This is a genomic window from Streptomyces sp. NPDC048606, assembly GCF_040650855.1.
In the GTDB taxonomy this organism is placed as follows: domain Bacteria; phylum Actinomycetota; class Actinomycetes; order Streptomycetales; family Streptomycetaceae; genus Streptomyces.
On record NZ_JBEZIB010000009.1, the window covers coordinates 175,694 to 200,576 of the forward strand.

24 protein-coding genes and 1 tRNA gene are annotated in these 24,883 nt (G+C 71.4%); 9 read left to right on the plus strand and 16 right to left on the minus strand.

Going from position 1 to position 24,883, the window contains the following annotated elements:
* Position 1: 1 nt before the first annotated feature.
* From AB0D01_RS12530 to galU, 8 genes are all read right to left on the minus strand, one after another.
* Entirely contained in the window at positions 2–1,156 is a 1,155-nt protein-coding gene (locus AB0D01_RS12530) for a hypothetical protein (protein WP_363055091.1), read from the minus strand.
* Between the two features lie 157 nt (positions 1,157–1,313).
* Positions 1,314–1,387, minus strand: a tRNA-Ala gene (locus AB0D01_RS12535).
* A gap of 99 nt (positions 1,388–1,486) precedes the next feature.
* Positions 1,487–2,578, minus strand: a complete 1,092-nt coding sequence (locus AB0D01_RS12540) for a hypothetical protein (protein ID WP_363055092.1) — start codon at positions 2,576–2,578, stop codon at positions 1,487–1,489.
* 154 nt (positions 2,579–2,732) lie between these two features.
* Positions 2,733–3,464 (minus strand): GNAT family protein, encoded by a 732-nt coding sequence (locus AB0D01_RS12545; RefSeq protein WP_363055093.1) that lies wholly within the window; start codon positions 3,462–3,464, stop codon positions 2,733–2,735.
* Positions 3,465–3,481: 17 nt separating this feature from the next.
* Positions 3,482–4,090: a MogA/MoaB family molybdenum cofactor biosynthesis protein gene (locus tag AB0D01_RS12550; RefSeq protein WP_363055094.1), complete on the minus strand. Its 609-nt coding sequence runs from the start codon at positions 4,088–4,090 to the stop codon at positions 3,482–3,484.
* On the minus strand, positions 4,087–4,566 hold the full coding sequence (moaC, locus tag AB0D01_RS12555; RefSeq protein ID WP_363055095.1) for a cyclic pyranopterin monophosphate synthase MoaC: 480 nt from the start codon (positions 4,564–4,566) through the stop codon (positions 4,087–4,089). Before moaC ends, AB0D01_RS12550 begins: the two co-directional genes overlap by 4 nt.
* Before the next feature lie 78 nt (positions 4,567–4,644).
* On the minus strand, positions 4,645–5,985 hold the full coding sequence (gene glp / locus AB0D01_RS12560) for a gephyrin-like molybdotransferase Glp (protein WP_363055096.1): 1,341 nt from the start codon (positions 5,983–5,985) through the stop codon (positions 4,645–4,647).
* Between the two features lie 4 nt (positions 5,986–5,989).
* Entirely contained in the window at positions 5,990–6,892 is a 903-nt protein-coding gene (gene galU, locus AB0D01_RS12565) for a UTP--glucose-1-phosphate uridylyltransferase GalU (protein WP_363055097.1), read from the minus strand.
* A gap of 174 nt (positions 6,893–7,066) precedes the next feature.
* Here galU and AB0D01_RS12570 point away from each other — a divergent pair, with 174 nt between their 5' ends.
* On the plus strand, positions 7,067–7,648 hold the full coding sequence (locus tag AB0D01_RS12570) for a 5-formyltetrahydrofolate cyclo-ligase (RefSeq protein WP_363055175.1): 582 nt from the start codon (positions 7,067–7,069) through the stop codon (positions 7,646–7,648).
* On the opposite strand, the gene AB0D01_RS12575 is transcribed toward AB0D01_RS12570, so the two are convergent.
* Positions 7,632–10,622, minus strand: a complete 2,991-nt coding sequence (locus AB0D01_RS12575) for a penicillin acylase family protein (RefSeq protein ID WP_363055098.1) — start codon at positions 10,620–10,622, stop codon at positions 7,632–7,634. The genes AB0D01_RS12570 and AB0D01_RS12575 overlap by 17 nt on opposite strands.
* Positions 10,623–10,882: 260 nt before the next feature.
* Here AB0D01_RS12575 and AB0D01_RS12580 point away from each other — a divergent pair, with 260 nt between their 5' ends.
* From AB0D01_RS12580 to mscL, 8 genes are all read left to right on the plus strand, one after another.
* A complete protein-coding gene (locus AB0D01_RS12580) occupies positions 10,883–12,361 on the plus strand; it encodes a potassium/proton antiporter (protein WP_363055176.1) in 1,479 nt (492 codons plus the stop codon).
* A 578-nt stretch (positions 12,362–12,939) separates the two neighbouring features.
* Positions 12,940–14,283: an MFS transporter gene (locus tag AB0D01_RS12585; protein WP_363055099.1), complete on the plus strand. Its 1,344-nt coding sequence runs from the start codon at positions 12,940–12,942 to the stop codon at positions 14,281–14,283.
* 67 nt (positions 14,284–14,350) lie between these two features.
* Positions 14,351–14,671: an FmdB family zinc ribbon protein gene (locus AB0D01_RS12590; RefSeq protein WP_363055100.1), complete on the plus strand. Its 321-nt coding sequence runs from the start codon at positions 14,351–14,353 to the stop codon at positions 14,669–14,671.
* A 114-nt stretch (positions 14,672–14,785) separates the two neighbouring features.
* Entirely contained in the window at positions 14,786–15,619 is an 834-nt protein-coding gene (locus AB0D01_RS12595; protein WP_363055101.1) for an S-methyl-5'-thioadenosine phosphorylase, read from the plus strand.
* Positions 15,616–16,032 (plus strand): hypothetical protein, encoded by a 417-nt coding sequence (locus AB0D01_RS12600; protein ID WP_363055102.1) that lies wholly within the window; start codon positions 15,616–15,618, stop codon positions 16,030–16,032. Before AB0D01_RS12595 ends, AB0D01_RS12600 begins: the two co-directional genes overlap by 4 nt.
* Before the next feature lie 125 nt (positions 16,033–16,157).
* On the plus strand, positions 16,158–16,718 hold the full coding sequence (locus AB0D01_RS12605) for a carboxymuconolactone decarboxylase family protein (RefSeq protein WP_363055103.1): 561 nt from the start codon (positions 16,158–16,160) through the stop codon (positions 16,716–16,718).
* 354 nt (positions 16,719–17,072) lie between these two features.
* On the plus strand, positions 17,073–17,471 hold the full coding sequence (locus AB0D01_RS12610; RefSeq protein WP_363055104.1) for a hypothetical protein: 399 nt from the start codon (positions 17,073–17,075) through the stop codon (positions 17,469–17,471).
* 123 nt (positions 17,472–17,594) lie between these two features.
* Entirely contained in the window at positions 17,595–18,089 is a 495-nt protein-coding gene (mscL, locus tag AB0D01_RS12615) for a large conductance mechanosensitive channel protein MscL (RefSeq protein WP_363055105.1), read from the plus strand.
* A gap of 13 nt (positions 18,090–18,102) precedes the next feature.
* Here the strand turns inward: mscL and AB0D01_RS12620 are convergent, their stop codons facing one another.
* Genes AB0D01_RS12620 through AB0D01_RS12650 form a run of 7 tightly spaced genes read right to left on the minus strand, consistent with a single transcriptional unit; the run spans position 18,103 to position 24,868 of the window.
* Positions 18,103–18,348, minus strand: coding sequence for a hypothetical protein (locus AB0D01_RS12620; RefSeq protein WP_363055106.1), 246 nt, complete (start codon positions 18,346–18,348; stop codon positions 18,103–18,105).
* Between the two features lie 37 nt (positions 18,349–18,385).
* Entirely contained in the window at positions 18,386–19,813 is a 1,428-nt protein-coding gene (locus AB0D01_RS12625; RefSeq protein ID WP_363055107.1) for a NarK family nitrate/nitrite MFS transporter, read from the minus strand.
* A gap of 2 nt (positions 19,814–19,815) precedes the next feature.
* Positions 19,816–20,184: a hypothetical protein gene (locus AB0D01_RS12630; protein WP_363055108.1), complete on the minus strand. Its 369-nt coding sequence runs from the start codon at positions 20,182–20,184 to the stop codon at positions 19,816–19,818.
* On the minus strand, positions 20,181–20,843 hold the full coding sequence (locus AB0D01_RS12635) for a Rieske (2Fe-2S) protein (RefSeq protein WP_363055109.1): 663 nt from the start codon (positions 20,841–20,843) through the stop codon (positions 20,181–20,183). Before AB0D01_RS12635 ends, AB0D01_RS12630 begins: the two co-directional genes overlap by 4 nt.
* The gene (locus AB0D01_RS12640) at positions 20,840–21,439 is read right to left on the minus strand and encodes a 4Fe-4S dicluster domain-containing protein (RefSeq protein WP_363055110.1); all 600 of its coding nucleotides are present in this window, start codon (positions 21,437–21,439) and stop codon (positions 20,840–20,842) included. Before AB0D01_RS12640 ends, AB0D01_RS12635 begins: the two co-directional genes overlap by 4 nt.
* A 7-nt stretch (positions 21,440–21,446) precedes the next feature.
* Positions 21,447–23,768, minus strand: a complete 2,322-nt coding sequence (locus AB0D01_RS12645) for a molybdopterin oxidoreductase family protein (RefSeq protein ID WP_363055111.1) — start codon at positions 23,766–23,768, stop codon at positions 21,447–21,449.
* Positions 23,765–24,868, minus strand: a complete 1,104-nt coding sequence (locus tag AB0D01_RS12650; protein WP_363055112.1) for an MFS transporter — start codon at positions 24,866–24,868, stop codon at positions 23,765–23,767. The genes AB0D01_RS12645 and AB0D01_RS12650 overlap by 4 nt, the downstream gene beginning before the upstream one ends.
* Between the last annotated feature and the right edge of the window lie 15 nt (positions 24,869–24,883).

The following is a 24,883-nucleotide window of genomic DNA, read 5'->3' on the forward strand; positions in this document are numbered from 1 at the left end:
GTCATTCTGACGGCGACTCACCCTCCTCGGGGGCCCGGTCGGCGAGCGCTCCGGCGCGCAGGCGTTCCAGCACGTCCGCCGGGGTGATCATGTACGCCTTGCCCGCGATCGACTTCTCGAACCCGGCGCGCGTCAGCCGCCACACCCCGCAGGCCTCCCGGCCGGTGACGCCGAGGGAGTTCTGCACGCGGGGGTTGAACAGGTCGAGGTGATGAAGGGTCATGCCCGGCTCCACCGACTGCGCGGTCCGGGCGGAGCCCGCCCGCTCGTGGTTGGCGAGGACGCTGATCACGTACGCCATGTGGAGGGCGGGCAGCCGGCCCTGGGGGGCGTCGGGGTGCCGGAACACGTGCTGCGAGCTGTACGACTCGACCTCCGGCCGGACCTCGAACGGAGTGTCGACGAGGGTCCCGAGGAGGTCCAGGACGGATCCGCCGCCGGCGACGGCGCCGGCGAGGGCGTGCCGCACCCGGTCGACGGCGCGGTCCTCGTCCTCGAACGCCTCGTACTCGGCCCGCGCCAGATCGACCGCGTGCTTCTGGTACCAGTCCGGGATCCACTCCGGCACGTCGTTGGCCTCGTCCACCGGGCGGGGCGCGACGCCGGCCATGTCCTCGGGGGCGTGCGCGTCGAGGCGGATCAGCGCCCGGCCGGGCAGGCGGGTGTACAGCGGGCTGTCGGGGACCAGGACCTGCGTGGCGTTCAACCACAGGCGCAGGTCAGGGCCTTCGCCGTCGGCCAGGCGCCAGATCGCCTCCAGGAGGTCGTCGTCGTCCTGCGCGACGCGGACGGGAGTGCCGAAGCGCTGCGCGACGGCGTCCACGTGCTCCCGCCACGCGGTGCGCGCGAGGGCGAGGACCTTCGGGTTCTCCTCGGCGTTCTCCGCCTCGATCACGCAGGGCACGTAGCGCGCCATCCGCACCGGATTGAGGAAGTCGCTGCCCCTCCCGTACAGCTCGAAGGGGGTGCCGGAGCGGCTGTGCAGGGTGATGACGGAGTCGATCTCGATCTGCGTGAAGTACTTGACCTCGTCCATCCATCCGGCGAGGTCGCCCTCCCGGACCGGGGGCCCGGACCACAGCGCGGGGTTCGGCAGACCTATGAAGGTGGCCGCGTCCCGAACCTGTCCCGGTGTGTCCTGCCAACCGAATCGCATGATTCTTCTCCCCGTTGAGTGATCATCAGCTGGTCATCCTAGGGGCGCTTTTCGGCCACGGCCGCCATGCTTCCCGGAAACGCCGAAATCCCGCCCGGTCTTTCGACCGGACGGGATCTCGTGACGTTCCCGAGAGCTACTCGCGAACTGTCGTCTGTGGACCTGTGGGGATTTGAACCCCAGACCCCCTCGATGCGAACGAGGTGCGCTACCAGACTGCGCCACAGGCCCTTGCGACGTGTGAAACATTAGCATCCCCGCGCCGGTGCTCCAAAACGGGTTCTCCCGAACGTCCCCGCAGGTCGCGGGCGAGCGCCGGGCGTGGGGTGATCACTCGTTCGCGGCGCGCGGCCGGTCGTCGCTCTCGTACTGGTCGAAGAGCGGCGTACGCCCCCGGCCCTGCCCGCGCGGCCGGGGCGCGGTCTGGGCCTTGGCGTCCCGGTCCGGCTCCGGCAGCCGCTCCGCCGCGCGGTCGGCCGCCACCCGGTCCGCCGCCGCGCGGTCCGTGCCGCGGTCGGGCTTCGGGACGGACGGCTGGGCGCGCAGGCGCGGGTCCGTCGGCTCGGCGGCGCTGGAACGGGTGGCGCTCCAGGCGTCGGGGGCCGCCGGACCGGTGGCGCGGGGGGCGACGGGGGCCGTCACGTAGGTCGGCAGCGGTACGGGTACGGGCTCCCAGCTGTCGCCGCGCGCCGGCCCGCGCTCCCGCTCGCGCTGCTGGTCCACCCACTCGGCGTGGTCGGTCTGCTCGACGAGCGCGCGCCGGCCGGCCTCCTGCGGGGAGACGGGGGGCGCCGGGTCCGGTTCGGTGCCCGCGGCGGTGTCCTCGGCGGGGCGGCGGCGCGGGCGGTTCTCGCGGAGGGCGCGGGCGGCGGCCTCGGCGCGCCGCCGGTCCATCGTGAACTCGTAGCGGCGTCGCTCCTGGACCCGCAGGTGCACGATGTACGCGCTCAGCAGCAACGCGGGCACGGCCGGGGCCCACAGGTAGCGGAAACCGCCGACGGCCGCGACGATCGCCCCGCCGCTGAAGACGAGGAAGAGCAGCGCGGTGGTGCGGCGGCGGCGCGCGAGCACCTGGAGGCGTTGGCGGCGCCGGGCCCGTTCGGCCTCGACGGCCCTCGGTTCGGCCCTGGTCGGGGACACGCCGATGGCCCGGGCGTCGGCGTCCACGGAATTCACCGTTTCCGTCGAGGCGTCCGGGTCCACGAGGGGCTGGGGCTCCGCCTGTTCCTCACCGCGCTCACGCAGTCCCTTGGCGTAACGGCGCTCCATTCCCGCCCGGCCGGAAAGCAACCGGATGGCGGTGGAGAAGCGTTCCGTCGGACGCGCTTCGTTCAGCTCGTCCTGCCTCCGGAGCCACATGGGCACCAAGTAGGCGGCCCAGGCCCCGACAATGACTGCGTAGATGAGGCCGCTGCTGCTCACACCCCACACCGTAGAGGGGTGCGGCCGAGGGGATCAGCCAATTGGGCCGGTGTGTCGCACGATCAGGCTGATATCACGGACTTTTTTTGTGATTCTTCGGATCAGGAGATCAGGTGACGGGCGAATAGGGCCCTTAATTCGAACGCATTTACGATTACCGATCGGGTGGCGGGGATTGCGGTGAACGCGGCTCCGCCGACGGACCTGGAGCCGGTCCGGCCGGCGGGTGCGCGGGCGGATGCGCGGACGGTCCGGCCGGCGGGGGTTGCGTGCGCGGCCCCTCCCCCGGGACGACCTGTCCGCGCGTGCGGTGCCAGCGGCGCAGCAGTCCTTCCGGGAGTTCCTCGACGGTGAGCGCGAACACCAGGTGGTCGCGCCAGGCGCCGTCGATGTGGAGGTAGCGCGGCCGCAGCCCCTCCTCGCGGAAGCCCAGCTTCTCCACGACGCGCCGGCTGGGACCGTTCTCGGGGCGGATGCACACCTCGATGCGGTGCAGCCCGACCTTGCGGAAGCAGTGGTCCACGGCGAGGGCGACCGCGGTCGGCATCACCCCGCGCCCGGCGACGTCGCGGTCGACCCAGTAGCCGACGTGCGCGGCGCACATCGAGCCCCAGGTGATGCCGGCGACGGTGAGCTGACCGACGAGCCGACCCTCGTACTCGATGACGAAGGGCAGCATGCGGCCCGCGTTCGCCTCCGCCCGCAGGTGGCGCACCATCTGCCGGTACGTGGGGCGCTGGATGACCGGCCCCCACGGCGCGGGCGGCGGGATGGTGGCCTCCCAGGGCCGCAGCCAGTCGCGGTTGCGGCGGTTGACCTCGCGCCAGGCCCGCTGGTCGCGGAGCTTTATCGGACGCAGCACGACGGGGCCGTCGGTCAGCACCACCGGCCAGGACGGGCCGTTCAGCTCCGGCTCCCGGGCTCCGCCGACGGTCTGGGGTGGTCGCCGCCGCGGATCTGGTCGACGGCGTGCGGCAGGATCCGGGCGAGGACGCCCAGGCCGTCCTTCACCCCGCCCGGGGAGCCGGGCAGGTTCACGATCAGGGTGCGACCGGCGACGCCCGCCAGACCGCGCGACAGGGCGGCCGTCGGCACCTTCGCCAGGCCCTCGGCGCGGATCGCCTGGGGGATGCCGGGGATCTCGTAGTCCAGGACGCGGGCGGTGGCGTCCGGGGTCCGGTCGGTCGGCGAGATGCCGGTGCCGCCGGTGGTCAGGATGACGTCGTACCCGGCGGCGACGCCCTCGCGCAGCGCCTGCTCGACGGGATCGCCGTCCGGGACGACCCGCGGGCCGTCGACGGTGAAGCCGAGTTCCGCGAGCGCCTCGGCGAGCAGGGGCCCGCCACGGTCGGCGTACACGCCCTGCGAGGCGCGGTTGGAGGCGGTGACGACGAGCCCGCGCGGGGCGGGCGCGGTGGGCGCCGCCGCCTGCCGGGGGTCGCCCTCGGCGGACGCGCCTCGACCCTCGTCACCGAGGCCGTGGCCGTGGGCCTCGCCGTCGCGCGGGGTCACTGCCGGCTCCAGTCGCCGGACTTGCCGCCCGTCTTCTCCTCGACCCGGACGTCGGTGATGACCGCGCCCTTGTCGACCGCCTTGACCATGTCGACGACGGTGAGCCCGGCGACGGCGACGGCGGTCAGGGCCTCCATCTCGACGCCGGTGCGGTCGGCGGTCTTCACGGTGGCGAGGATCTCGACGGCGTCGTCGGCGACGGTCAGTTCGACCTTGACCCCGGACACCGCGAGCGGGTGGCACAGCGGGATCAGGTCGGGGGTCTTCTTGGCCCCCATGATCCCGGCGATCCGCGCGGTGGCGAGGGCGTCGCCCTTCGGCACGCCCTCGCCGCGCAGCAGTTCGATGACCCGGGGTGACACGAGGACCCGTCCGCTCGCCCGGGCCGTACGGGTGGTGACGTCCTTCTCGGACACGTCGACCATTCGGGCCGCGCCCGCCTCGTCGATGTGCGTCAGCCTGCTCTGCGTACTCATGTCTTCGTGCCGCTCCCGCTCCGGGCCCCTGGAGCCCTGGGGCCTGTGGAGCAACACGCTACCGCCACCGGGCGGTGGTCAGCCGAGCAGGATCACTTCCAGCTCGGTGCCCGGCTCGACCGAGGTGACCTCCTCCGGTACGACGAGCAGCGAGTCGGCGTGGGCCAGCGCGGCGATCAGGTGGGAGCCGGATCCGCCGACCGTGGCGACCGTGCCGTTCTCCTCGTCGAAGGTGGCGCGCAGGAACTGTCGGCGGCCGGCCGGGGAGCCGAGCGGCTTGTCGGCGACGAGGGTGGCGCGCACGGACGGCCGGCTGAGCGTCCGCTCGGGCAGGCCCATCAGCGCGCGGATCGCGGGGCGCACGAACAGTTCGAAGGAGACGTAGGAGGAGACCGGGTTGCCGGGCAGGGCGAGCAGCGGGGTGTGGTCGGGGCCGACGGTGCCGAAGCCCTGGGGCTTGCCGGGCTGCATGGCGAGCCGGCGGAAGTCGACTCCGCCGGGCGTGACGTCGTCCTCGCCGCCGGGGAGGGTGGTCAGGGCCTCCTTGACCACGTCGTACGCGCCGACGCTGACGCCGCCGGTGGTGACGAGGAGGTCGGCCCGGATCAGCTGGTCCTCGATGGTGGCGCGCAGACCCTCGGCGTCGTCCTCGACGGCGCCGACGCGGTAGGCGATGGCGCCGGCGTCGCGGGCGGCGGCGGCCAGGGCGAAGCTGTTGGAGTCGTAGATCGTTCCGGCGGTGAGGGGTTCGCCGGGCTGGACCAGCTCGCTGCCGGTGGACAGGACGACCACGCGGGGGCGGGGGCGGACGCGGACGGTTCCTCGGCCGATGGCGGCGAGCAGCGCGATCTGCGGCGGGCCGAGGACGGTGCCGGCGGCCAGGGCGAGGTCGCCTGCGGCGACGTCGCTGCCGCGCGCGCGGACGTGGGCGCGGGCCTCGGCGGGGCGGTGGACGCGCACCTCGCCGGCCGCGCCCTCGGGTGCCTCGCTGGCCGGGACCATGCCGGTGGCGGCGCCGGCGCCGGCGCCACCGTCGGTCCACTCGACGGGGACGACCGCCTCGGCGCCGGGCGGCAGGGGCGCGCCGGTCATGATGCGGGCGGCCTGGCCGGGGCCGACGGTGGGCAGTTCGCCGCTGCCCGCCGCGACGTCGCCGATGACGGCGAGCACCGCGGGGAACTCCTCGCTGGCGCCCTGGACGTCCGCCGTGCGGACGGCGTACCCGTCCATGGAGCTGTTGTCGAAGGGCGGGAGGGCGACGGGCACGGTGACGTCCTCGACCAGGACACAGCCCTGGGCGTCGAGCAGCTGGAGCTCGATGGGCTCCAGCGGCCGGACGGTGGCGAGTACGTCCGCGAGGTGCTCGTCCACCGACCACAGACGGTGGTGGCCGGTGTCCTGCGGCGCGGAACTGCTCAAGGTCCTACATCTCCTCCGTGACGTAACGGTGAAGCCAGGTGCGGAACTCCGGGCCGAGGTCCTCGCGCTCGCACGCGAGTCGGACGATGGCCCGCAGGTAGTCCCCGCGGTCCCCGGTGTCGTAGCGACGGCCCCGGAAGACCACGCCGTGCACCGGGCCGCCCACGCTCTCGTCGGCGGCAAGCTTCTGCAGGGCGTCGGTGAGCTGGATCTCCCCGCCGCGGCCCGGCTCGGTCTCCCGCAGTATGCCGAAGATCGCGGGGTTGAGGACGTAGCGTCCGATGACGGCGAAGTTGCTGGGCGCCTCGGAGGCGTCCGGCTTCTCCACGAGGCCGGTGACGCGTACGACGTCGGGCTCGTCGGTGGGCTCGACGGCGGCGCAGCCGTAGAGGTGGACGCTGGAGGGCTCGACCTCCATGAGCGCGATCACGGTGCCGCCGGTGCGCGCGTGGATGTCGACCATCTGGCGCAGGAGCGGGTCGCGGGGGTCGATGAGGTCGTCGCCGAGCAGGACGGCGAAGGGTTCGCTGCCGACGTGCGGTTCGGCGCACAGGACGGCGTGGCCGAGGCCGCGGGGGTCGCCCTGGCGCACGTAGTGCATGGTGGCGAGGTCGCTGGACTCCTGGACCTTCTTCAGTCGGTCGTCGTCGCCCTTGGCGATGAGGGCCGATTCCAGTTCGTAGTTCCGGTCGAAGTGGTCTTCCAGGGGTCGCTTGTTACGTCCCGTGATCATGAGGACGTCGTCCAGGCCGGCCGAGACGGCCTCCTCGACCACGTACTGGATGGCCGGTTTGTCCACGACCGGCAGCATTTCCTTGGGGGTCGCCTTGGTCGCCGGGAGGAACCGAGTGCCGAGGCCCGCAGCCGGAATGACGGCTTTCTTGATCACGGGGTGCGACTGAGTCATGGGCAGAACGATAGTGGGTCACATCGAACGCCCGGTCCCTTCCGGTAAATACGCCCAGGTACATACCAATAGCAGAGGATATGTGACCCGATCGTGACACACGACCCGTCCGCACCCGACCTGTCCGCACCCGACCCGTCCGCGCCCGACCCGTCCGCCGCCGCGAAGGGGGGACTGCGCCGCGAACTCCTCGCCGCCCGCCGGGCCCTGTCCCCCGAGGACCGCGCCCGCGCGGCCCGCGACCTCGCCCGCACCGCCCTGGCCCTGCCCGAACTCGCCGACGCGCACACGGTGGCCGCGTACGTCTCCGTCGGCGGCGAACCCGGCACCCGCGACCTCCTCGACGCCCTGCGCGCGGCCGGCAAGCGGGTGCTGCTGCCCCTGCTGCTCCCCGACGACGACCTCGACTGGGCGCCCTACGACGGCCCCGACAGCCTCGTCGAGGCCGCGCACCCGGGGAAGATGCGGCTGCTGGAGCCCGCCGGGCCGGCCCTGGGCCCGGACGCCGTCACGGGCGCCGACGCCGTCCTGCTGCCCGGCCTCGCCGTGGACCGGCGCGGGATGCGGCTGGGGCGCGGCGGGGGATCGTACGACCGCGTCCTGGCCCGGCTGGAACGGGCCGGCGCGCATCCCGCCCTGGTGGTGCTCCTCTACGACGAAGAGGTGGTCGCGCGGGTCCCGGAGGAACCGCACGACCACCCCGTCCGGGCGGTGGCCACCCCCTCGGGGGTGGTGCGCTTTACGGCTTCAGCGTGAGCGTCTCGACCGTCGCCTTGTCCACGGCCTCCTTGCCGAAGGGCCAGTCCAACAGCTCGCCCTTGGCCCAGAGCGTCGTCTGGTCCGTGTAGTTGGAGTGGTACGCGTGACCCGAGGCGCCGGTGAGGTTGATCCAGCGCGACTTGTCGAGGTCGTTGAGGTTGACGACCATGCGCATCGACGGCACCCAGGTGACGCCGTAACCGCTGGAGGCGTTCCAGCCGGTCGCGTTGACGGTGGCCTCGCCGCCGCCCAGGTTCCACGGGCCGCGGTTGAGGAGCCACTGCATGAAGCCGGGGCCCTCCTTGCCGATGGTCTGGTTCTTCAGCGTCAGCTGGTGCAGTCGGCCCCAGCTCCAGGTCGACTGGTCCTTGCCGAGCTTGGCGGTCAGCTCCCAGCGGGCGTCCTTCATGGCCCGTGCGAACAGCTCGTCGCGGGTGGTGGTCTCCTTCTCGCCCAGCTTGCGGGCCGGCGACTTCCACCAGGCGGACTTCTCGTCCTTGACCAGTCGGCGGACGACCTCGAACCAGCGGTCGCCGCCGTCGGGCTGCGCCGAGTCCGGGCCGCGCTCGCCGCATTCGCGGACCACGTCGGAGAGGTCGTCGTTGGGGCCGTTGGCCTCCTTGACGTTGACGCAGCTGCCCTCGACCCGCAGTTCCTTGGGCATCTTGTCGCCGAAGGAGAGCTTGAGGATGTTGCGCCAGACCGCGTTGAAGTACGCGGCCGCCGCCGAGTCCGGCTCCTGCGTGTAGTTCCAGCCGTCGAGGAGCTTCTGCGCCGAACGCACGTCCGGGTCGGAGACCTGGATCTTGGCCAGCATCGGGGTCAGCAGCGCGGCGATCTCGCTGCTGTTGTCCATCTGCATGGTGCGCATGTCGTCGGTGGAGATCTTGCCGTTGTCCTTGATCTTCGCCTCGATGAGGTCGTTGATCCGCTGGCTGCGGGCGCCGTAGCCCCAGTCGGTCGTCAGGACGTACGGGTACTTGCCGGGGCCGGTGCCGGACTCGGCGACGGCCTGGTTGGCGGTGACGACGTAGCCGCGGGCCGGGTTGAGCTCCCAGGGCATCTCGTTCTGCGGGATGTAGCCCGCGTTGCCGTCCTTGCCGCCCTTCCAGGCGTACTTCGGGTCCCAGCCGGGCGCCGGCATGCGGCCGTCGCCCTGGGTGCGGATCGGGATCCGGCCCGGGGCCTGGTAGCCGATGTTGCCGGTGGCGCCCTTGTTGTCGGCGTAGATCAGGTTCTGCGAGGGGACCTCGAAGTCGGCGGCCGCCGCGCGGAAGCCGTTGAAGTCCTTGGCGCGGTCCAGCTTGAAGATCGCGTCCATCGACCGGCCGGGGTCCAAGGCGGTCCAGCGCAGGGCGATGGCGTAGCCGTTGCCGCGGTCGGGGGCGGAGCTGGGGACGGGGGCGCGGGTGCCGACCGTGCCGAGCTCGTCGCTGCGGTCGGAGATCAGCGGTCCGTTGTTGGTGCTGCGGACGGTGATCTTCTTGCTCGCGCCGCCGGCGACCTTGATCTCCTCTTCACGGGTGGTGAAGGGGAGCGTCTTGTTGTCGTAGACGTAGCCGTCGGGCCTGACCTGCTCCAGGTAGAGGTCGGTGACGTCGGCGCCGAGGTTGGTCAGGCCCCAGGCGATGTCGGCGTTGTGGCCGATAACCACGCCGGGCATGCCCGAGAAGGTGTAGCCGGCGACGTCGTACTGGCACTGGGCCGAGACGGTGCGGCAGTGCAGACCCATCTGGTACCAGACCGAGGGGAGCTGCGGGGACAGGTGCGGGTCGTTGGCGAGGAGCGGCTTGCCGGTGGTCGTGTACTTGCCCGAGACCACCCAGGAGTTCGAGCCGATGCCGCTGCCGTTGGGGCCGAGGATCGCCGGGATCTCGTCCAGGGTCTTGGAGAGGGCGGTCAGCTGCGTGCGCAGACCGGCGCCCGCGCCCTGGGCGGTGGAGTTGCCGGCGAGGCCGGGGGAACCGTTGCCGGCGGTGCCGGTGCCGGTGCCGCCCGTACCGCCGGTGCCGGTGCCGCCCGTACCGCCGGTGCCGGTGCCGCCCGTACCGCCGGTGCCGGTGCCGGCCGTGCCGGTGCCCGTGCCGCCGGTGGTGCCGCCGGTGCCGGTACCCGTACCGCCGGTGGTGCCGCCGGTGCCCGTGCCCGAGCCGTTACCGGTCGAGCCCGTGCCGGTACCGGTGCCGGTGCCGCCGGGGGTGCCCGCGGGGGCGTACTTGCCGCCGGCGACGGTGCCGCCCTCGACGATCGGCTTGTTCCGGTCGAAGGGGTACGGCGGGTACAGCTCGTCGATCTGCTGCTGCGAGAGCGACGAAGCCATCAGCGAGCGGTCGATCTCGTCCTGCATGTTGCCGCGCAGGTCCCAGGCCATGGCCTTGAGCCAGGCCACCGAGTCGACCGGCGTCCACTTCTCGGGCGCGTAGTCGTCGGTGAGCTTGAGGGCCGCGTGCTCGACGGAGAGGTCCTTGCCGGACTTCCCCTTCAGGTACGCGTTGACCCCGTCGGCGTAGGCCTGGAGGTACTTCTTCGTCTCGGGTGAGAGCTTGGTGTCGTACTCGGCCTGCGCGACCTGACGCCAGCCCAGCGTGCGCAGGAAGGCGTCGGTCTCCACCTGGCCGGAGCCGAACATCTCCGACAGGCGGCCGGAGGTCATGTGACGGCGTACGTCCATCTCCCAGAACCGGTCCTGCGCGTGGACGAAGCCCTGCGCGCGGAAGAGGTCGTCGTCGTTGTCGGCGTAGAGCTGGGGGATCCCGTGCTCGTCGCGCTTGACCTCGACGGTCCCGGTCAGGCCGGGGACCTTGAGGGAGCCGGTGGTCTGCGGGAAGGAGGCGCGCACGGTGTCCGCGCTCCAGTACGCGCCGTAGCCGAGGCCCGCCAAGAGCGCCAGGACCATGACGAGCACGAGCAGGCGTGCGCGTGCGCGTCGTCCCTTCTTCTTGACGGGAGGTCCGGATTCTGTGGCGGGCATCGCTGTCCTTAGAGGGGCAGGGTGGTCCTGGCAGTACTGGGAGCAACCATAGGCGCAGGACCGGCTCCGGTGATCCGCCAGGGGTCGGGCTGCCGAGGACAGGGGCCGGTGGGCGTTTCACAATGTGAGGAGCGCGTCAAGAAATCGTCAACTATTAGGTAAGGTAACGAAGTACTTGCCGACCGCGCCCGCGAGGATCCATCCGCCCCGGCGCCACGAGGAAAGGCCGCCCGCTGACTGTCCACACGCTCAATGAGCTCCTGCTGGTCTGCTCGCTCGTCCTGCTCGTCGCCGTCGCGGCGGTGCGCATCTCCTCACGCAGCGGCCTCCCCAGCCTGCTCATCTATCTCGGCATAGGCGTGGCGATAGGCCAGGACGGCATAGGCAACGTCGTGTTCGACAACGCCGAGCTGACCCAGGTCATCGGCTATGCCGCGCTCGTCGTGATCCTCGCCGAGGGCGGTCTGGGCACCAAGTGGAAAGAGATCAAGCCGGCGCTGCCGGCGGCGATCGTACTGTCGCTGGTCGGCGTCGCGATCAGCGTGGGCGTGACGGCGGCGGGCGCGCACTACCTCGTGGGGCTGGAGTGGCGCCAGGCGCTGCTGATCGGCGCGGTCGTCTCCTCGACCGACGCCGCGGCCGTCTTCTCCGTCCTGCGCAAGGTCCCGCTCCCCTCGCGGGTGACGGGCGTGCTGGAGGCGGAGTCGGGATTCAACGACGCCCCGGTGGTCATCCTGGTCGTGGCCTTCTCGACGGTCGGACCGGTGGACGAGTGGTACCTGCTGCTCGGCAAGATCGCGCTGGAACTGACCATCGGCGCCGCGATCGGCCTGGCGGTGGGCTTCCTGGGGGCGTACGGCCTGCGGCACGTGGCACTGCCCGCCTCGGGTCTGTACCCGATCGCGGTGATGGCGATCGCCGTGACCGCGTACGCGGCCGGCGCGATGGCGCACGGCTCCGGCTTCCTCGCCGTCTACCTGGCGGCGATGGTGCTGGGGAACGCGAAGCTGCCGCACTGGCCGGCCACGCGCGGGTTCGCGGACGGGCTCGGCTGGATCGCGCAGATCGGCATGTTCGTGCTGCTGGGCCTGCTGGTGACCCCGCACGAGCTGGTGAACGACTTCTGGCCCGCCGTGATCATCGGACTGGTGCTGACGATGGTGGCGAGGCCGCTGGAGGTGTTCGTCAGCCTGATCCCGTTCCGCCTGCCCTGGCAGGAGAAGACGCTGATGTCGTGGGCGGGGCTGCGCGGCGCCGTGCCCATCATCCTGGCGACCATCCCGATGGTGTCGGGGATCGAGGGCAGCGACCGGGTCTTCAACATCGTCTTCGTGCTCGTCGTCGTCTACACCCTGGTGCAGGGGCCGACGCTGCCGTGGCTCGCGCGCAAGCTGAACCTCGGCGACACGGACGAGACCGCCTCCGACCTCGGGATCGAGTCGGCGCCGCTGGAGAAGCTGCGCGGCCACCTGCTGTCGTTCGCGATCCCGCCCGCGTCGCGGATGCACGGCGTCGAGGTCGGTGAGCTGCGCCTGCCGGCCGGGGCGTCGGTGACGTTGGTGGTGCGGGACGCGAAGAGCTTCGTGCCGTCGCCGTCGACCGTGCTGCGGCGGGGGGACGAGCTGCTGGTGGTGGCCACCGACCCGGTGCGCGACGCGGCGGAGGCGCGGCTGCGCGCGGTGGCGCGCGGCGGCAAGCTCGCGGGGTGGCTGGGGACGGGCGGGGCGACGTCCCTGTAGACGCCCGAGGAGGGATGGGCGGGCGGCCGGGCGGTCACTCACCGGCCGTTCATTCGTTCGTCGCATCCTCCCGGGTCCTGCGATCGGGGGGCGGAACCGGCCCTCGAAGGCGTCACCCTGGGTGCGCGGCGTCACTTTGGGTGACAAATGCCCCTCGCGGTCGGGGGTTTTTACGGCCCCATGGTGGCGTCGGCGAAGATTTTCCGTTAGAGCAGCGCTCTAATTCGGCCATTTTCGGTGGCGTCTCGGCCGGATTGCCCCTATATCAAGGGCCAGGGAATGCAAAGCTCCAGTTAATCGCAGGTGAAGACACGAGTTGTCAGCGCAATCACAGGGCGTGGTAGTGAATCCCCCTGTACGATGAAGGCACACCACATCGAACCAACTCTGCCTGACGCAGAGCTGGCGCGACCGCAAAGCGGCCGTGGCACCCTCCCGCAGTGGGGCGCCCAGGTATCACTCGGTTCTGCGCAAGAGGACAGCTCTCGGGGCTCCCACATGTACGGGTGCGGTCGCTCACAAGGCGGCCCATCGTCCGCAGACGGGGACGCTCTACCAGGCAGCGGAAAGGCCAGGCCGTGACATCCGCGGTCACGACCGACAAGTCCGCCACGTCCACCCGCCCCGGCTACGGGCAGCTGCTGCGCACGCCCGGTGCCCTCGGCTTCGTCCTCCCCGGCTTCGCCGCCCGCCTGCCCTTCGGCATGCTGACGATCAGCATCCTGCTGCTCGTCCAGCACGCGACCGGCTCCTACGGCGACGCCGGCATCGTCTCCGCCGTCACCGGCGTCTCCATGGCCCTGTTCGCGCCGGTCATGGGCAAGTTCACCGACCGCCGCGGCCAGAGCGCCGTCCTCGTCCCGGTCGTCCTCGTCCACGCCACCGCGGTCTCCGCTCTGACCGCGCTGGCGCTCCTCGGCGCCCCCCTGTGGGCGCTCGCGCTGGCCGCCGTCCCGGCCGGCGCGTCGGTCCCGCAGGTCGGCCCCATGGTCCGGTCGCGCTGGGCCGCCAAGCTGGAGGGCTCGCCGCTGCTGCCGACGGCCGCCGCGTTCGAGTCCGTCACCGACGAGTTCACCTTCGTCGTCGGCCCCGTGCTCGCCACCGCCCTGTGCACCGGCATCCACCCGGCGGCCGGCCTGGCCACCGAGGCGGCCCTGACGTTGCTCGGCGGCCTGTTCTTCGCCGCCCAGCGCGCCACCGAGCCGAAGCTCGCCGCGGCCGCCGCCAACGGCGAGCAGCACGCCTCCGCGCTGTCCTTCCCGGGCCTGCGCGTCCTGATCGTCGCGTTCCTCGGGATCGGCGCCGTCTTCGGCGGCATGCAGATCTCCCTGGCCGCCTTCTCCAGCGAGATCGGCAACCCGGGCGCCAACGGCCTGCTCTACGGCATCTTCGCCGCGGGCAACATGACCGCCGGCATCGCCATGGGCGCCATCGCCTGGAAGATCGGCCCGCGCCGTCGCCTGATCCTCGGCTACATCGGCCTCACCGCCGCCGCGTCGGTCCTGTGGGCCGCGCACTCGGTGGTCCTGCTGGGCGCCCTCGGCCTGGTCGTGGGTCTGTGCATCGCCCCCGCGCTGATCACCGGCTACACCATGGTCGAGCAGCTCATCCCGGCCGCGTCGCGCACCGAGGCCTTCACCTGGCTGACCGGCGCCGTCGCCTTCGGGCAGGCCGTCGCCGTGATCGTGGCCGGCCGCCTGACGGACGCCCACGGGTCCTCGTACGGCTTCCTGGTCCCCCTCGTGGCGACCGCGCTCGCGCTGGCCACGCTGCTGACGCTGCGCTCGAAGCTGGCCCCGAAGGCCCCGAGCCGGGTAGTGAACTCGTCCGCGCGCACCGCCCCCGCGGCCGCGCCGGCCGCCGAGCGTAACCGGGTGAACGAGCGTGGCATCGGTCACCGCACGCCGGTGACGGTGGACTGATCCGCCGGAATACGTCACCATGGAGCGTCGTTAGCACTCATCGAGTCAGAGTGCCAGGAGGAAATTCGTGCCGACCTACCAGTACCAGTGCACCGAGTGCGGTGAGGGCCTTGAGGCCGTGCAGAAGTTCACCGATGACGCGCTGACCGTGTGCCCGAGCTGCGACGGACGCCTGAAGAAGGTGTTCTCCGCCGTCGGCATCGTGTTCAAGGGTTCCGGTTTCTACCGGAACGACAGCCGTGGCGCCTCGTCGAGCAGCACGCCCGCTTCGAAGTCGTCCTCGTCGTCGTCTTCCACGTCCACGACGACGACGTCGACCGCCGCTCCCGCCTCCTCGTCCTCCTCGACGTCGGCCGGCACGAGCAGCAGCTCCACCTCGGCCGCCTGAGGCAGGCCGTTCCGTACGCCTTTCCGCGAGGCCCCGTACGCCCTTCCGGGCTGCGGGGCCTCGCGCGTGCCAGGGCCCGTGTGCGCCGTCGGGAAGCCCCGTTAGGGTGGCGCCATGGTGAACGCAGAGATCGGCGTAATCGGCGGTTCGGGCTTCTACTCCTTCCTGGAGGACGTCTCCGAGATCCGGGTCGAGACGCCCTACGGCGCCCCGAGCGACTCCCTGTACGTGGGCGAGCTGGCCGGGCGCCAGGTGGCGTTCCTGCCGCGTCACGGCAAGAGCCACACCGTGCCGCCCCACAAGATCAACTACCGGGCGAACCTGTGGGCGCTGCGTTCGGTCGGCGTCCGCCAGGTGCTCGGCCCGTGCGCGGTCGGCGGCCTGCGGGCCGAGTACGGTCCCGGCACGCTGTTGGTGCCGGACCAGCTGGTCGACCGTACGAAGTCCCGCGCCCAGACCTTCTTCGACGGCGAACCGCTGCCCGACGGCACGGTCCCCAACGTCGTGCACACGACCTTCGCCGACCCCTACTGCCCCGTCGGGCGTTCCGTCGCCCTCGCGGCGGCGCGGGGCCGTGACTGGGAGCCGGTGGACGGCGGCACCATGGTCGTCATCGAGGGGCCGCGGTTCTCCACGCGCGCCGAGTCGCGCTGGCACGCGGCGGCCGGCTGGTCGGTGGTCGGCATGACCGGGCACCCGGAGGCGGTCCTCGCGCGTGAGCTGGGGCTCTGCTACACGTCGATGGCGCTGGTCACGGACCTGGACGCGGGCGCCGAGACGGGTGAGGGGGTCTCACACACCGAGGTCCTGAAGGTGTTCGGGGAGAACGTCGGCCGGCTGCGCGAGGTCCTCTTCGACGCGGTGGCGGCGCTTCCGGCGACCGCGTCGCGCGACTGCCTGTGCACGCACGCCCACGACGGCTGGGACCTGGGCATCGAGCTCCCGTGACCGACGGGCCCCGGCGGTCCACCGACTCGGCCCCGCGCCGCCCGCTCCCCGCGCGCGCGGAGCGGGCGGGCCGTGAGGGGCAGGCGGGTCGCGCGGGGCGCGCCGGCCGTGCGGGGTGGGCGGTGCGGGTGATGGCCGCCGGGGTCGTCGTCCTGCTCGGAGTCCTCTCCGGATATTTCCTCGCCGTCGGTTACCTGGCCGAGCCGGGCCGGACCGACACCCGGGCGCACTCCGCGATCGGCGCGGGACTCGGCCTGTTCACCGGCGCCCTCGCAGCGCTCGTGACCTGGGCGTTCGTCGCGACGGGTCGACTGCGGTCCTGGTGGTTGTGGCCGCCCGTGCTGCTGATCGGCGCGGCGCTGCTGCGGCTGACGGTGTGGGCTCCCCCGCCCTACGGGTCGCCGTTGCCATAGGGGCGGCCGCCTCGGATCCGAGGCGGATCCGTGGCGGTTCCCGCGCCGGTGTCACATCCGGCGGCGCCGGCTTGTCTGCGTGGGTGAAGGACGTTCGAGAGCCTTCCGGATCGAAGGAAGCCGTCATGCCGCGCATCTCGCTCACCCCGCCCCGCACCCTCCTCATGCGTGTCCTGTCCTGGTACTCGCGCCGTACCTACGGCAAGGTCCTGGACCCCGGACTGGCGCTCGGTCACAACCCGCGCGTGCTGGTCTCCTACCTCCGGCTCGAACGGCGGGTCGCGAAGTGGAACAGGCTCGACGCCGACCTGGGGCACCTCGCCGTGATGGCCTGCGCCGCCCGCATCAACTGCTCGTGGTGCATGGACTTCGGCTACTGGGAGGGGCACGAGCGGGGCTTGGCGCCGGAGAAGATCAAGCGGGTTCCGCGGTGGAGGGAGCACCGCGAGGTGTTCACCGGGCTGGAACTGCTGGTCATGGAGTACGCGGAGGCCATGACCGAGACCGAGCCGGCCGTCACCGACGAGCTCGCGGCCGAGCTGGTCGCGCGGCTTGGCGAGGAGGCGTTCGTCGAGCTGACCGCCGTGGTCTCGCTGGAGAACTGGCGGTCGCGGATCAACAGCGCCCTGGGGCTGACCAGCCAGGGGTTCTCGGAGGCCTGCCAGGTGCCGGGCGTTCGCGCGTGAGGCGGATTCCGCGCCCAAGGCGGGTGGTCTGCCGGGAGGTTCACCTCCGAGGGTGACGGCGTTGTCCACAACCTGGGGATCGTCCACAGGCCCCGACGGAGGCCGGCGAAAAGGCGGAACGTGGGAGATGTCCGGGCGCCTGCCCGGACATCGGATCTCGACCCACCCGGCGGTGACCTCATGTCCAGGACCCCTTCCCCTTCCTCGTCCCCCTCCCCGTCTCCTTTCCCTTCGTCTTCCGACGCGGCCCCCTCCCCCACGTGCCCGCCCTCGCGTACGTGTCGCCCCGGCCGGCCCGTTCCGCCCTTCCCCCCGCTGGGCGTGGGCCGGGGTGCGGGGCGGCTGCGGCGCGCGGTGCGGCGTAGGCGGCGGGTCGCCTCGGCCGGGTTGGCGGTGGTCGCGGCGGCCCTCGCGGTGGGCGGGGCGGAGGCACGGGCCTCGCGCGGTGCGGCCGCCACGCCGGCGGTGAAGCCGCCGCCCGCCGCGGCGCGGATGGTGTCGGCCCCGGTCAGGATCGCGGACGCGGCGACGGTGCGGCTGCTGCGCGCGGGCGACCGCGTGGACGTGGTCGCGGTGGAGCGCGGCGGACCGCCGAAGGTGGTGGCGGCGGGGGCCCGTGTGGCCGAAGTGCCCGTTCCGGACGCGGGTGTCGGGGACGGTGGGGCGCTGGTGGTGCTGTCCGTGCCCAGGGAAACGGCGCGGGCTCTGGTGGGCGCCGGCGCGGTGGCACGTCTGGCGGTGGCGTTGTGTTGATTCGCACAGAAACCCAGTCAAGTCACCTTGGCGTGGGCATCGATTGGACACGCCGTGCGTGGACTGCCGTAGTTTTCGGAACCGTTGGTTCCGAGATCGGCAGTTCCGAGGAAAGGCTCAGTGGTGAGCGAGAAGAAGAAGGAGAGCGTCCTGGCGGGCTTCAAGGCCTTCCTGATGCGCGGCAACGTGGTGGACCTGGCGGTGGCCGTGGTCATCGGCGCCGCGTTCACGAACATCGTGAACTCGATCGTGAAGGGCATCATCAGCCCTCTCGTGGGTGCCATCGGCACAAAAAACCTGGATGTCTACACCTCGTGTCTGAAAGCACCCTGTGGGGTCGACGCGAAGGGCGAGCCGACCGGCGTGAACATCATGTGGGGCTCCGTGCTCAACGCCACGCTGACCTTTCTGATCACCGCGGCGGTCGTGTACTTCCTGATGGTCCTGCCGATGGCGAAGTACCTCGCCAAGCAGGAGGCGCGCCGCAAGGCGAAGGAAGGCGTCCAGGAGACGATGGAGATCACCGAGCTGGAGGTGCTCAAGGAGATCCGGGACGCCGTCGTCGCCCAGCGGGGGGCCAACGGCGGCCCGACGCCGGGGGCGCGCGACGCGTTCTGACCGTTCCGCCGGTTCAGATGTGGTGCGGGGGCTTCTCGTCGAGGAATCGGGCCAGGTCGGCCGCGCTTCCGCCGGCGGGCGGCCGCTCGCCCCAGCCCCGGTCGGTGTCGTCCGAGGACTGCTGGTCCAGCGGGTCGTCGAAGACGAGCCGCGGCCTGGGCCGGGGCGCGGACTCCGGGCGGCCGGTGGATTCCGGCTTCGACTCGGCCGCGGCGGCGGGCGTGGACTGCGGATCGGAGGAGGGGGCGGCGCTGCTCATGCCTCAAGGGTACGACCGCCCCCGGTACCGGTCCGGGTCAGCTGGGGGCCTCGGCGCCCTTGCGGGCGTAGAACCACCAGCACACGGCGAGGCAGGTCGCGTAGAAGCCGATGAACAGCCACAGGGCGCTGGTGACGGCCATGGCCGCGAACATGGCGGGGATGAAGAAGAACCCGTAGGCGGCGATGGCGGAGGAGAAGCCGGTGACCGCGCCCGCCTCCATCTCCGACTGCTTGAGCGCGGCCGCCTGCTCCTGGGGGCCCTGGCCCTGGACCTGGCGCATGTGCTGGTCGCGGAAGATCACCGGGATCTGTCGGAAGGTCGAGCCGTTGCCCAGTCCGGAGAAGGCGAAGGCCACCAGGAAGCCGATGAAGAAGGCCCAGAAGTTGCCCTGGTCGCTGCCGGAGGGCAGGGCGAAGATGACGACGACCAGTGCGGCGGCCATGCCGACGAAGGACAGCATGGTCACCCTGGCGCCGCCGATCCGGTCGGAGAGCCAGCCGCCGCCCCAGCGCATGAGCGCGCCGATGAACGGCCCGATCCAGGCGTAGGTCGTCGCCTGGTAGCCCTGCGCCTCGAAGTTGTTCTTGATGAGGAGGGGAAGGCCGGCGGCGAATCCGATGAAGGAGCCGAAGGTGCCGACGTAGAGCCAGGTCATCAGCCAGTTGTGCTTGCGCTTGAAGATGATCTTCTGCTGGCTGAAGGGGGCGGCGGCCACCTTGAGGTCGTTCATCAGGAACCAGGCGAGCACGGCCATGATCACCAGGAGCGGCACCCACAGGAAGGCCCCGTTCTGGAGCCAGATGTCCGTGTCGTTCTTCGTGTCGCGCTGCGGACCGCCCGCCGGGGCGCCGAGCACGGCCGCGGTGATGACGAGCGGCGCGACGAGTTGGACGACGCTCACGCCGAGGTTGCCGAGGCCGCCGTTGAGGCCGTTGGCGCTGCCCTTCTCCCGCTTGGGGAAGAAGAAGCCGATGTTGGCCATGGAGGAGGCGAAGTTGGCGCCGCCGATGCCGCAGACGGCCGCGATGAGGGCCAGTTCCCAGTAGGGGGTGCCGGAGTCCTGGAGGGCGAAGCCCAGCCACAGCATGGGGACGACGAGGATCAGCGTGCTGAAGGCCGTGAACTTCCGCTCGCCGAAGATCGGTCCGATGAAGGTGTACAGGATCCGGAAGGTGCCGCCGGTGATGCCGGGGATGGCGGTGAGCCAGAAGAGCTGCGACTGGGAGAAGGCGAAGCCCACGTCGTTCAGCTTGACGACGGTGACCGACCAGACCTGCCAGACCACGAAGCCGAGCATCAGCGCGGGGATGGACACCCACAGGTTGCGCTGGGCGACCCGGCGGCCCGTGGACTGCCAGAAGGCGTCGTCTTCGGGGCGCCAGTCTCCGATGGTGGCGCCCGGCTTGTAGGTCTCGGCGCGGTGCGATCGGACCGTGGGCGGGGTGGGCGTGGGTATCGACATGGTCATCGGTCCTTCGGGTCGAGGAGCCACAGGCCGAGCACGACGAGGAAGGACAGGACCAGGAATCCAGCCCCCCACCAGGCCGTTCCGGTGTTGCCCTTCATCCACTCGTTGACGGTGACGGTCAGCGCCCAGAGCTGTCCGATCACGACGGTGAGGGCCAGGGCGAGACGGGCGTTCAGCTTCGAGGAACGCTCCGGTTCCTGTTCGGTGCCGGCGCCCGGCCCCGGGCCGGTGTGGCGGATCCGGGGGTCGCCGTAGCCGCTGGTGGGGCGGATCTGCGGGTACCGCTCGCGTACGGGGCGGTTCAGCCGCGGGTCGGCGCTGCCGGGCCGGTAGTCGGGGCGGGGAGGTGGCTGCGCTTGGCTCACGTCTGTCCCCTCTCGGTCGTGGTGGCGAGGTCGGCCCCGGGGCAGCCCAGTCGGCGGGCCGTCTCGGGCCGGGTCTCGGCGAACTGCCGGCAGAGGGCTTCTCTGACCGGTTCTCCCGACCGGGCGGTGGCGATGGCCCAGACGCTGCCGTCGGGCTGCTCGGTCAGGAAGATCCTGGGGAGGGGGCGGGGCGGGGGGCCCGCGGTGACCTCACCGGTGCGGGCGTCGAAGACGCCCTCGTGGCAGGGGCAGTAGAGCTCGCCGTCGGCGCCGCGGTCCTCGCGCCACAGCACGGCGCAGGCCAGGTGGGTGCAGACGGCCGAGTAGCCGACCAGGGTGCCGTCGGCGAGGCGTACGGCCAGGGCTCGGTCCTCGTCCTCGGGGAAGCGGAAGGCGATCGACTGGCCGGGCGCCAGCTGGTCGGCGACCTTCTTGGCCTCGGGCGCGCCCTCGCTGTCGCCGTGTCGGTGCAGGATGCCGGCGGCGACGCCGATGCCTCCGATGGCGAGGCCGCCGGAGACGGTGGCGACGATCCGGAGGTAGTCGCGGCGCGTGGTGAGTGAGTCGGCGCTGATGCGGTCGCGCAACCGCTCGGCGGCCTCGTCGCCGTCGGGGCCGTCGGGGCCGGGGGTGGGTGCCGGCTGGTCGGTGAGGGTCATCGCACATCCACCCCATTGATCTCGACGACGGGCAGCCCGCCGGGGACGGGCCACTGGACCTTGTCGGCGGGGACGACCATCGCCACACCGGTGCTGACGACGACGTCGCCGAAGGCGAAGGAGTCGGCGACCTGCACGCCGGGCCGCTCGGCCTGGAGCTCTTCGAGCGTTCCGTAGAAGAGGGCCCCGGTCGGGCAGACGGTGGCGCACATGGGGGCCAGGCCGTAGGCGGTGCGGTCGTAGCAGAGGTTGCACTTCATCTGGAGCTTCGCCTGGAGGTCGATCTTCGGGACGCCGAAGGGGCAGGCGTTGACGCAGTTGGCGCAGCCGATGCAGCGGGTGGTGTCGGCCTGTTGGACGACTCCGTCGGCGGTGACGAGGATCGCGTCCGCGGGGCAGACCTCGGCGCAGGGGGCTACGGGGTCCTCGCAGTGCATGCAGACCGTCGGGAGGGAGGCGACGGACTGGCCGGGGTCGGTGTAGTCGAGGTGAATCATCGACTTGCCGCGGTGGGAGTCGCATTCGCGGCAGGCCGAGACGCAGGCCTGGCAGCCGATGCAGCGGCCGGGGTCGATGAAGATGGTGCGTCCCATCATGGCGGCGTCAGCTCCTCTCCGCCGTGCCGCGGCCCTGTGGGGAGGTGGGCGGCAGGGGGTCGTCGCGCGAGACCTGCGTTTCCGGGTAGGCCTGCCGGCCGGGTGCCGTCGGCGGGGCGGGGACGTCGTCGACGCGCTCGGCCGACTCGATGCGGGCGGCGCACACCTTGTACTCGGGGATCTTCGAGCGGGGGTCGAGGGCGTCGATGGTGAGGGCGTTCGCGGAGGTCGGGAAGGGCCAGTGGTACGGGATGAACACCGTGTCGGGGCGGATGGCCTCGGTGACCAGGGCCGGGAAGACCTCGCTGCCGCGGCGGGTGACGACCCGCACGGGGTCTCCGTTGCTGAAGCCGTGCGAGGGATGGACCTCGACCCAGGGGCGCGGGGTCTGTTCGACGAGAGCGCCGAGGCGGCGGGTCTGGTTGCCGGACAGGAAGTGCGCGACGGTGCGGCCGGTGGTGAGGGAGAGCGGGAACTCCTCCGTGTAGGCGTCCATCGGCGGGTGCCATTCCACGACCTGCATGTGGATCTTGCGGTCGGGGTGGTAGGTGCGGCCGTCCTCGAAGAGGCGCGGGGTGCCGGGGTGCTCGGTGGAGGGGCAGGGCCAGGCGATGCCGCCGGTGGCTTCGAGGCGGTCGTAGGTGATGCCGTAGTAGTCGTTGACGGTGCCGGCGGAGGCGATGCGCAGTTCTTCGAACACCTCGCGGGAGCCGGGGAAGGCGAAGTGGTCGCCTGCGCCGAGCCGGCGGGCGAGTTCGCAGATGACCCAGGTGTCGGTGCGGACACCGGCGGGGGGCTCCTGGGCCTTGTTGTGCTTGACGACGCGGGCCTCGGCGTTGGCCATCACGCCCTCGTCCTCGGCCCAGGTGGTGACGGGGAAGACGACGTGGGCGTTGGCGGCCGTCTCGGAGAGGAAGAAGTCGAACTGGGCGTGGAACTCGGCGGTGTCGTAGCCGTCCTTGACGACGGCGTAGTTGGGCAGGGAGACGAAGGGGTTGTTGCAGATGCCGATGAGACCGCGGATCTCGCGGCGTTGCATCTGCCAGACCATCTCCATCATGGAGGTTCCGGCTCCGGGGAGCTCGGACTCTTCGATGCCCCAGATGCGGCAGATCTGCGCGCGGTGTTCGGGGTTGGTGATGGAGCGGCCGCCGGGCAGCAGGTCGGACTTCTGGCCGTGTTCGCGGCCGCCCTGTCCGTTGCCCTGGCCGGTGATGGTGCCGTAGCCGGCGCCGGGCTTGCCGATGTTGCCGGTGGCGACGCACAGGTTGATGACGGAGAGGCAGTTCTCCACACCCTGTGAGTGGTGCTCGATGCCGCGCGCGTGCCAGGCCATGGCCTTGCCGGCGCCGGCGAAGGTGCGGGCCACCCGGACGATCTGGTCGGCGGGGATGCCGCAGATCTCGGCGGCGCGGGCGGGTGGGTAGTCGGCGACGGTGGCCTTGACCTCGTCCCAGCCGGTGGTGTGCGCGGCGAGGTAGGTCTCGTCGGTGAGTCCCTCCGCGACGATCACGTGCAGGACCGAGTTGAAGAACGCGGAGTCGGTGCCGGGCTTGAGGGCGACGTGGATGTCGGCGGTGCGGGCGATGGCCGTTTCGCGGGGGTCGACGACGATCAGGGTCGCGCCGCGGTCCCGTGCGCCCCAGAGGTACTGGGTCATCACGGGGAAGCACTCCCCGACGTTGGATCCGGCGATGAGCAGGCAGTCGGTGAGGAGGATGTCCGAGAAGGGGTTGCCGGCCCGGTCGATGCCGAAGGCGAGTTTGTTGGCGCCGGCGGCGCTGACCATGCACAGGCGGCCGTTGTAGTCGACGTGCTTGGTCTTGAGGGCGACCCGGGCGAATTTGCCGACGAGGTAGGTCTTCTCGGAGAAGAGGCTGGCGCCTCCGAGGAGCCCGAAGGCGTCGTTGCCGTGGGCGCTCTGGATGCGGCGGATCTCGGAGACGGTGAAGTCGAGGGCCTCGTCCCAGGAGCACTCGCGGAACTCCTCGTCGCGGGAGCGTCGCATGAGGGGCGCGGTGAGCCGGTCGGGGTGGTTGACCTGTTGGTATGCGTTGATGCCCTTGGGGCACAGCCGCATGCGGTTGATGTCGTGGTTGCGGGGTTCGACGCCGAAGACCTTGCCGGCTCGGTCGACCCGTAGGTACATGCCGCACTGCACGCCGCAGAAGCAGCAGTGGGTGGGGACGAGGGTCTCGCCGTTCTGGTCGGCGTGCCACTGGTCGGCGGGGATGCCGCCGGCGTCGCGGAAGTTGCGGGTGCCGGGCGGGGCGATGGCCGGGTCGAGCGGCAGGTGGGCGGCCGGCTTGGCGGGGTCCGTCGCGGTCACTTGAAGCCCTTCTTGACGTGGCTCAGGTAGGCGTTGCCGCGCAGTACCCGCTTGCAGCGCGGGCAGTATTCGACGAAGGCGTTGAAGTCGAGCTTCAGGTCGCTCATGGTGCCGCGGAGGTTCTCGACGTAGGGCGTGGTGTCGATGGGTTCGCCGCAGCGCTTGCAGGCGAAGACCTGTTCGTCCTGGCGGGCCGTGTACTTGAACAGCTGCATGCCGACGGCGGCGGGGCGCTGGACGATGTGGAAGAACTTCCCGAAGGGGATGTAGATGAGCGTGAAGACCACCGAGACCATGTGCAGGATCGCCAGGAACTCGTAGCCGCCGCCGTGCAGGAAGATCGAGGAGAAGGTGAGGAGCAGGCCGGTCACCGAGATCACGATGAGGCAGATCAGCGGGAGCAGGTCGTAGGCGAAGCGTTGTCCGGTGATGGCTCCGCGGTCCTTCATGCGGCGCCACAGGAAGTAGGAGGCGCCGGGGATGACGAGGACGGCGGCGACGTCCAGGCCGTGGAACATGAGCCAGCCGACGATGTTCAGGGAGTCGAAGCCGAGGACTTTGAAGCCCCAGATCCTCATCTCGTAGCCGGGGCCGGAGCCGGTGGCGGAGGTGAAGGTGAACCAGCCCCAGGTGAGGGGGAAGGTGATCGCGGCGGCGAGCAGGCAGCCCCAGAAGATGAGCTGGTGGGCGGCCCAGCGGGAGCGGGAGCGGGCGCCGAGGAACTTCTGGAAGCCGAGGTAGGTCGCGATCATCCTCGGCAGGGCGGTGGGTGCCTTCTTGAAGTTGGCGACCGAGAAGAAGCTGCCGAAGCCCTTCTTGAAGAGTCGGCGTGCGCCGGGGGCGGAGACCCAGACGGTGTACCGGTAGGCGACGCCGAAGGCGAGGAAGACGGTGGCGACGGCGTAGGGCAGCAGGGCCGAGTCGAAGTCCCGCAGCAGGCGGCTGCCGAGGACGATCGCGGCGATGAGCAGCAGGGAGACGACGACGCCGGCGAGGGTGGCCCGTGCGGTGACGTTCCGGGTGGGGGCCGGCGGTGGCGTCTCGGACGGCCCCGGTGTGGGGGGCGGGGCTTCGGCGAGGACTTCTGCGGGCTCGGACACAGCACCACGCTAGGC

Bases quoted from the DNA above. Each gene is read 5' to 3' on its own strand.
- AB0D01_RS12620 (WP_363055106.1), bottom strand. From the start codon at position 18,348: ATGAGCAGCGCCGCCCCCTCCTCCGATCCGCAGTCCACGCCCGCCGCC.
- galU (WP_363055097.1), bottom strand. From the start codon at position 6,892: ATGACTCAGTCGCACCCCGTGATCAAGAAAGCCGTCATTCCGGCTGCG.
- AB0D01_RS12605 (WP_363055103.1), top strand. From the start codon at position 16,158: ATGCCGCGCATCTCGCTCACCCCGCCCCGCACCCTCCTCATGCGTGTC.
- moaC (WP_363055095.1), bottom strand. From the start codon at position 4,566: ATGAGTACGCAGAGCAGGCTGACGCACATCGACGAGGCGGGCGCGGCC.
- AB0D01_RS12625 (WP_363055107.1), bottom strand. From the start codon at position 19,813: ATGTCGATACCCACGCCCACCCCGCCCACGGTCCGATCGCACCGCGCC.
- AB0D01_RS12595 (WP_363055101.1), top strand. From the start codon at position 14,786: ATGGTGAACGCAGAGATCGGCGTAATCGGCGGTTCGGGCTTCTACTCC.
- AB0D01_RS12640 (WP_363055110.1), bottom strand. From the start codon at position 21,439: ATGATGGGACGCACCATCTTCATCGACCCCGGCCGCTGCATCGGCTGC.
- AB0D01_RS12530 (WP_363055091.1), bottom strand. From the start codon at position 1,156: ATGCGATTCGGTTGGCAGGACACACCGGGACAGGTTCGGGACGCGGCC.
- AB0D01_RS12575 (WP_363055098.1), bottom strand. From the start codon at position 10,622: ATGCCCGCCACAGAATCCGGACCTCCCGTCAAGAAGAAGGGACGACGC.
- AB0D01_RS12635 (WP_363055109.1), bottom strand. From the start codon at position 20,843: ATGACCCTCACCGACCAGCCGGCACCCACCCCCGGCCCCGACGGCCCC.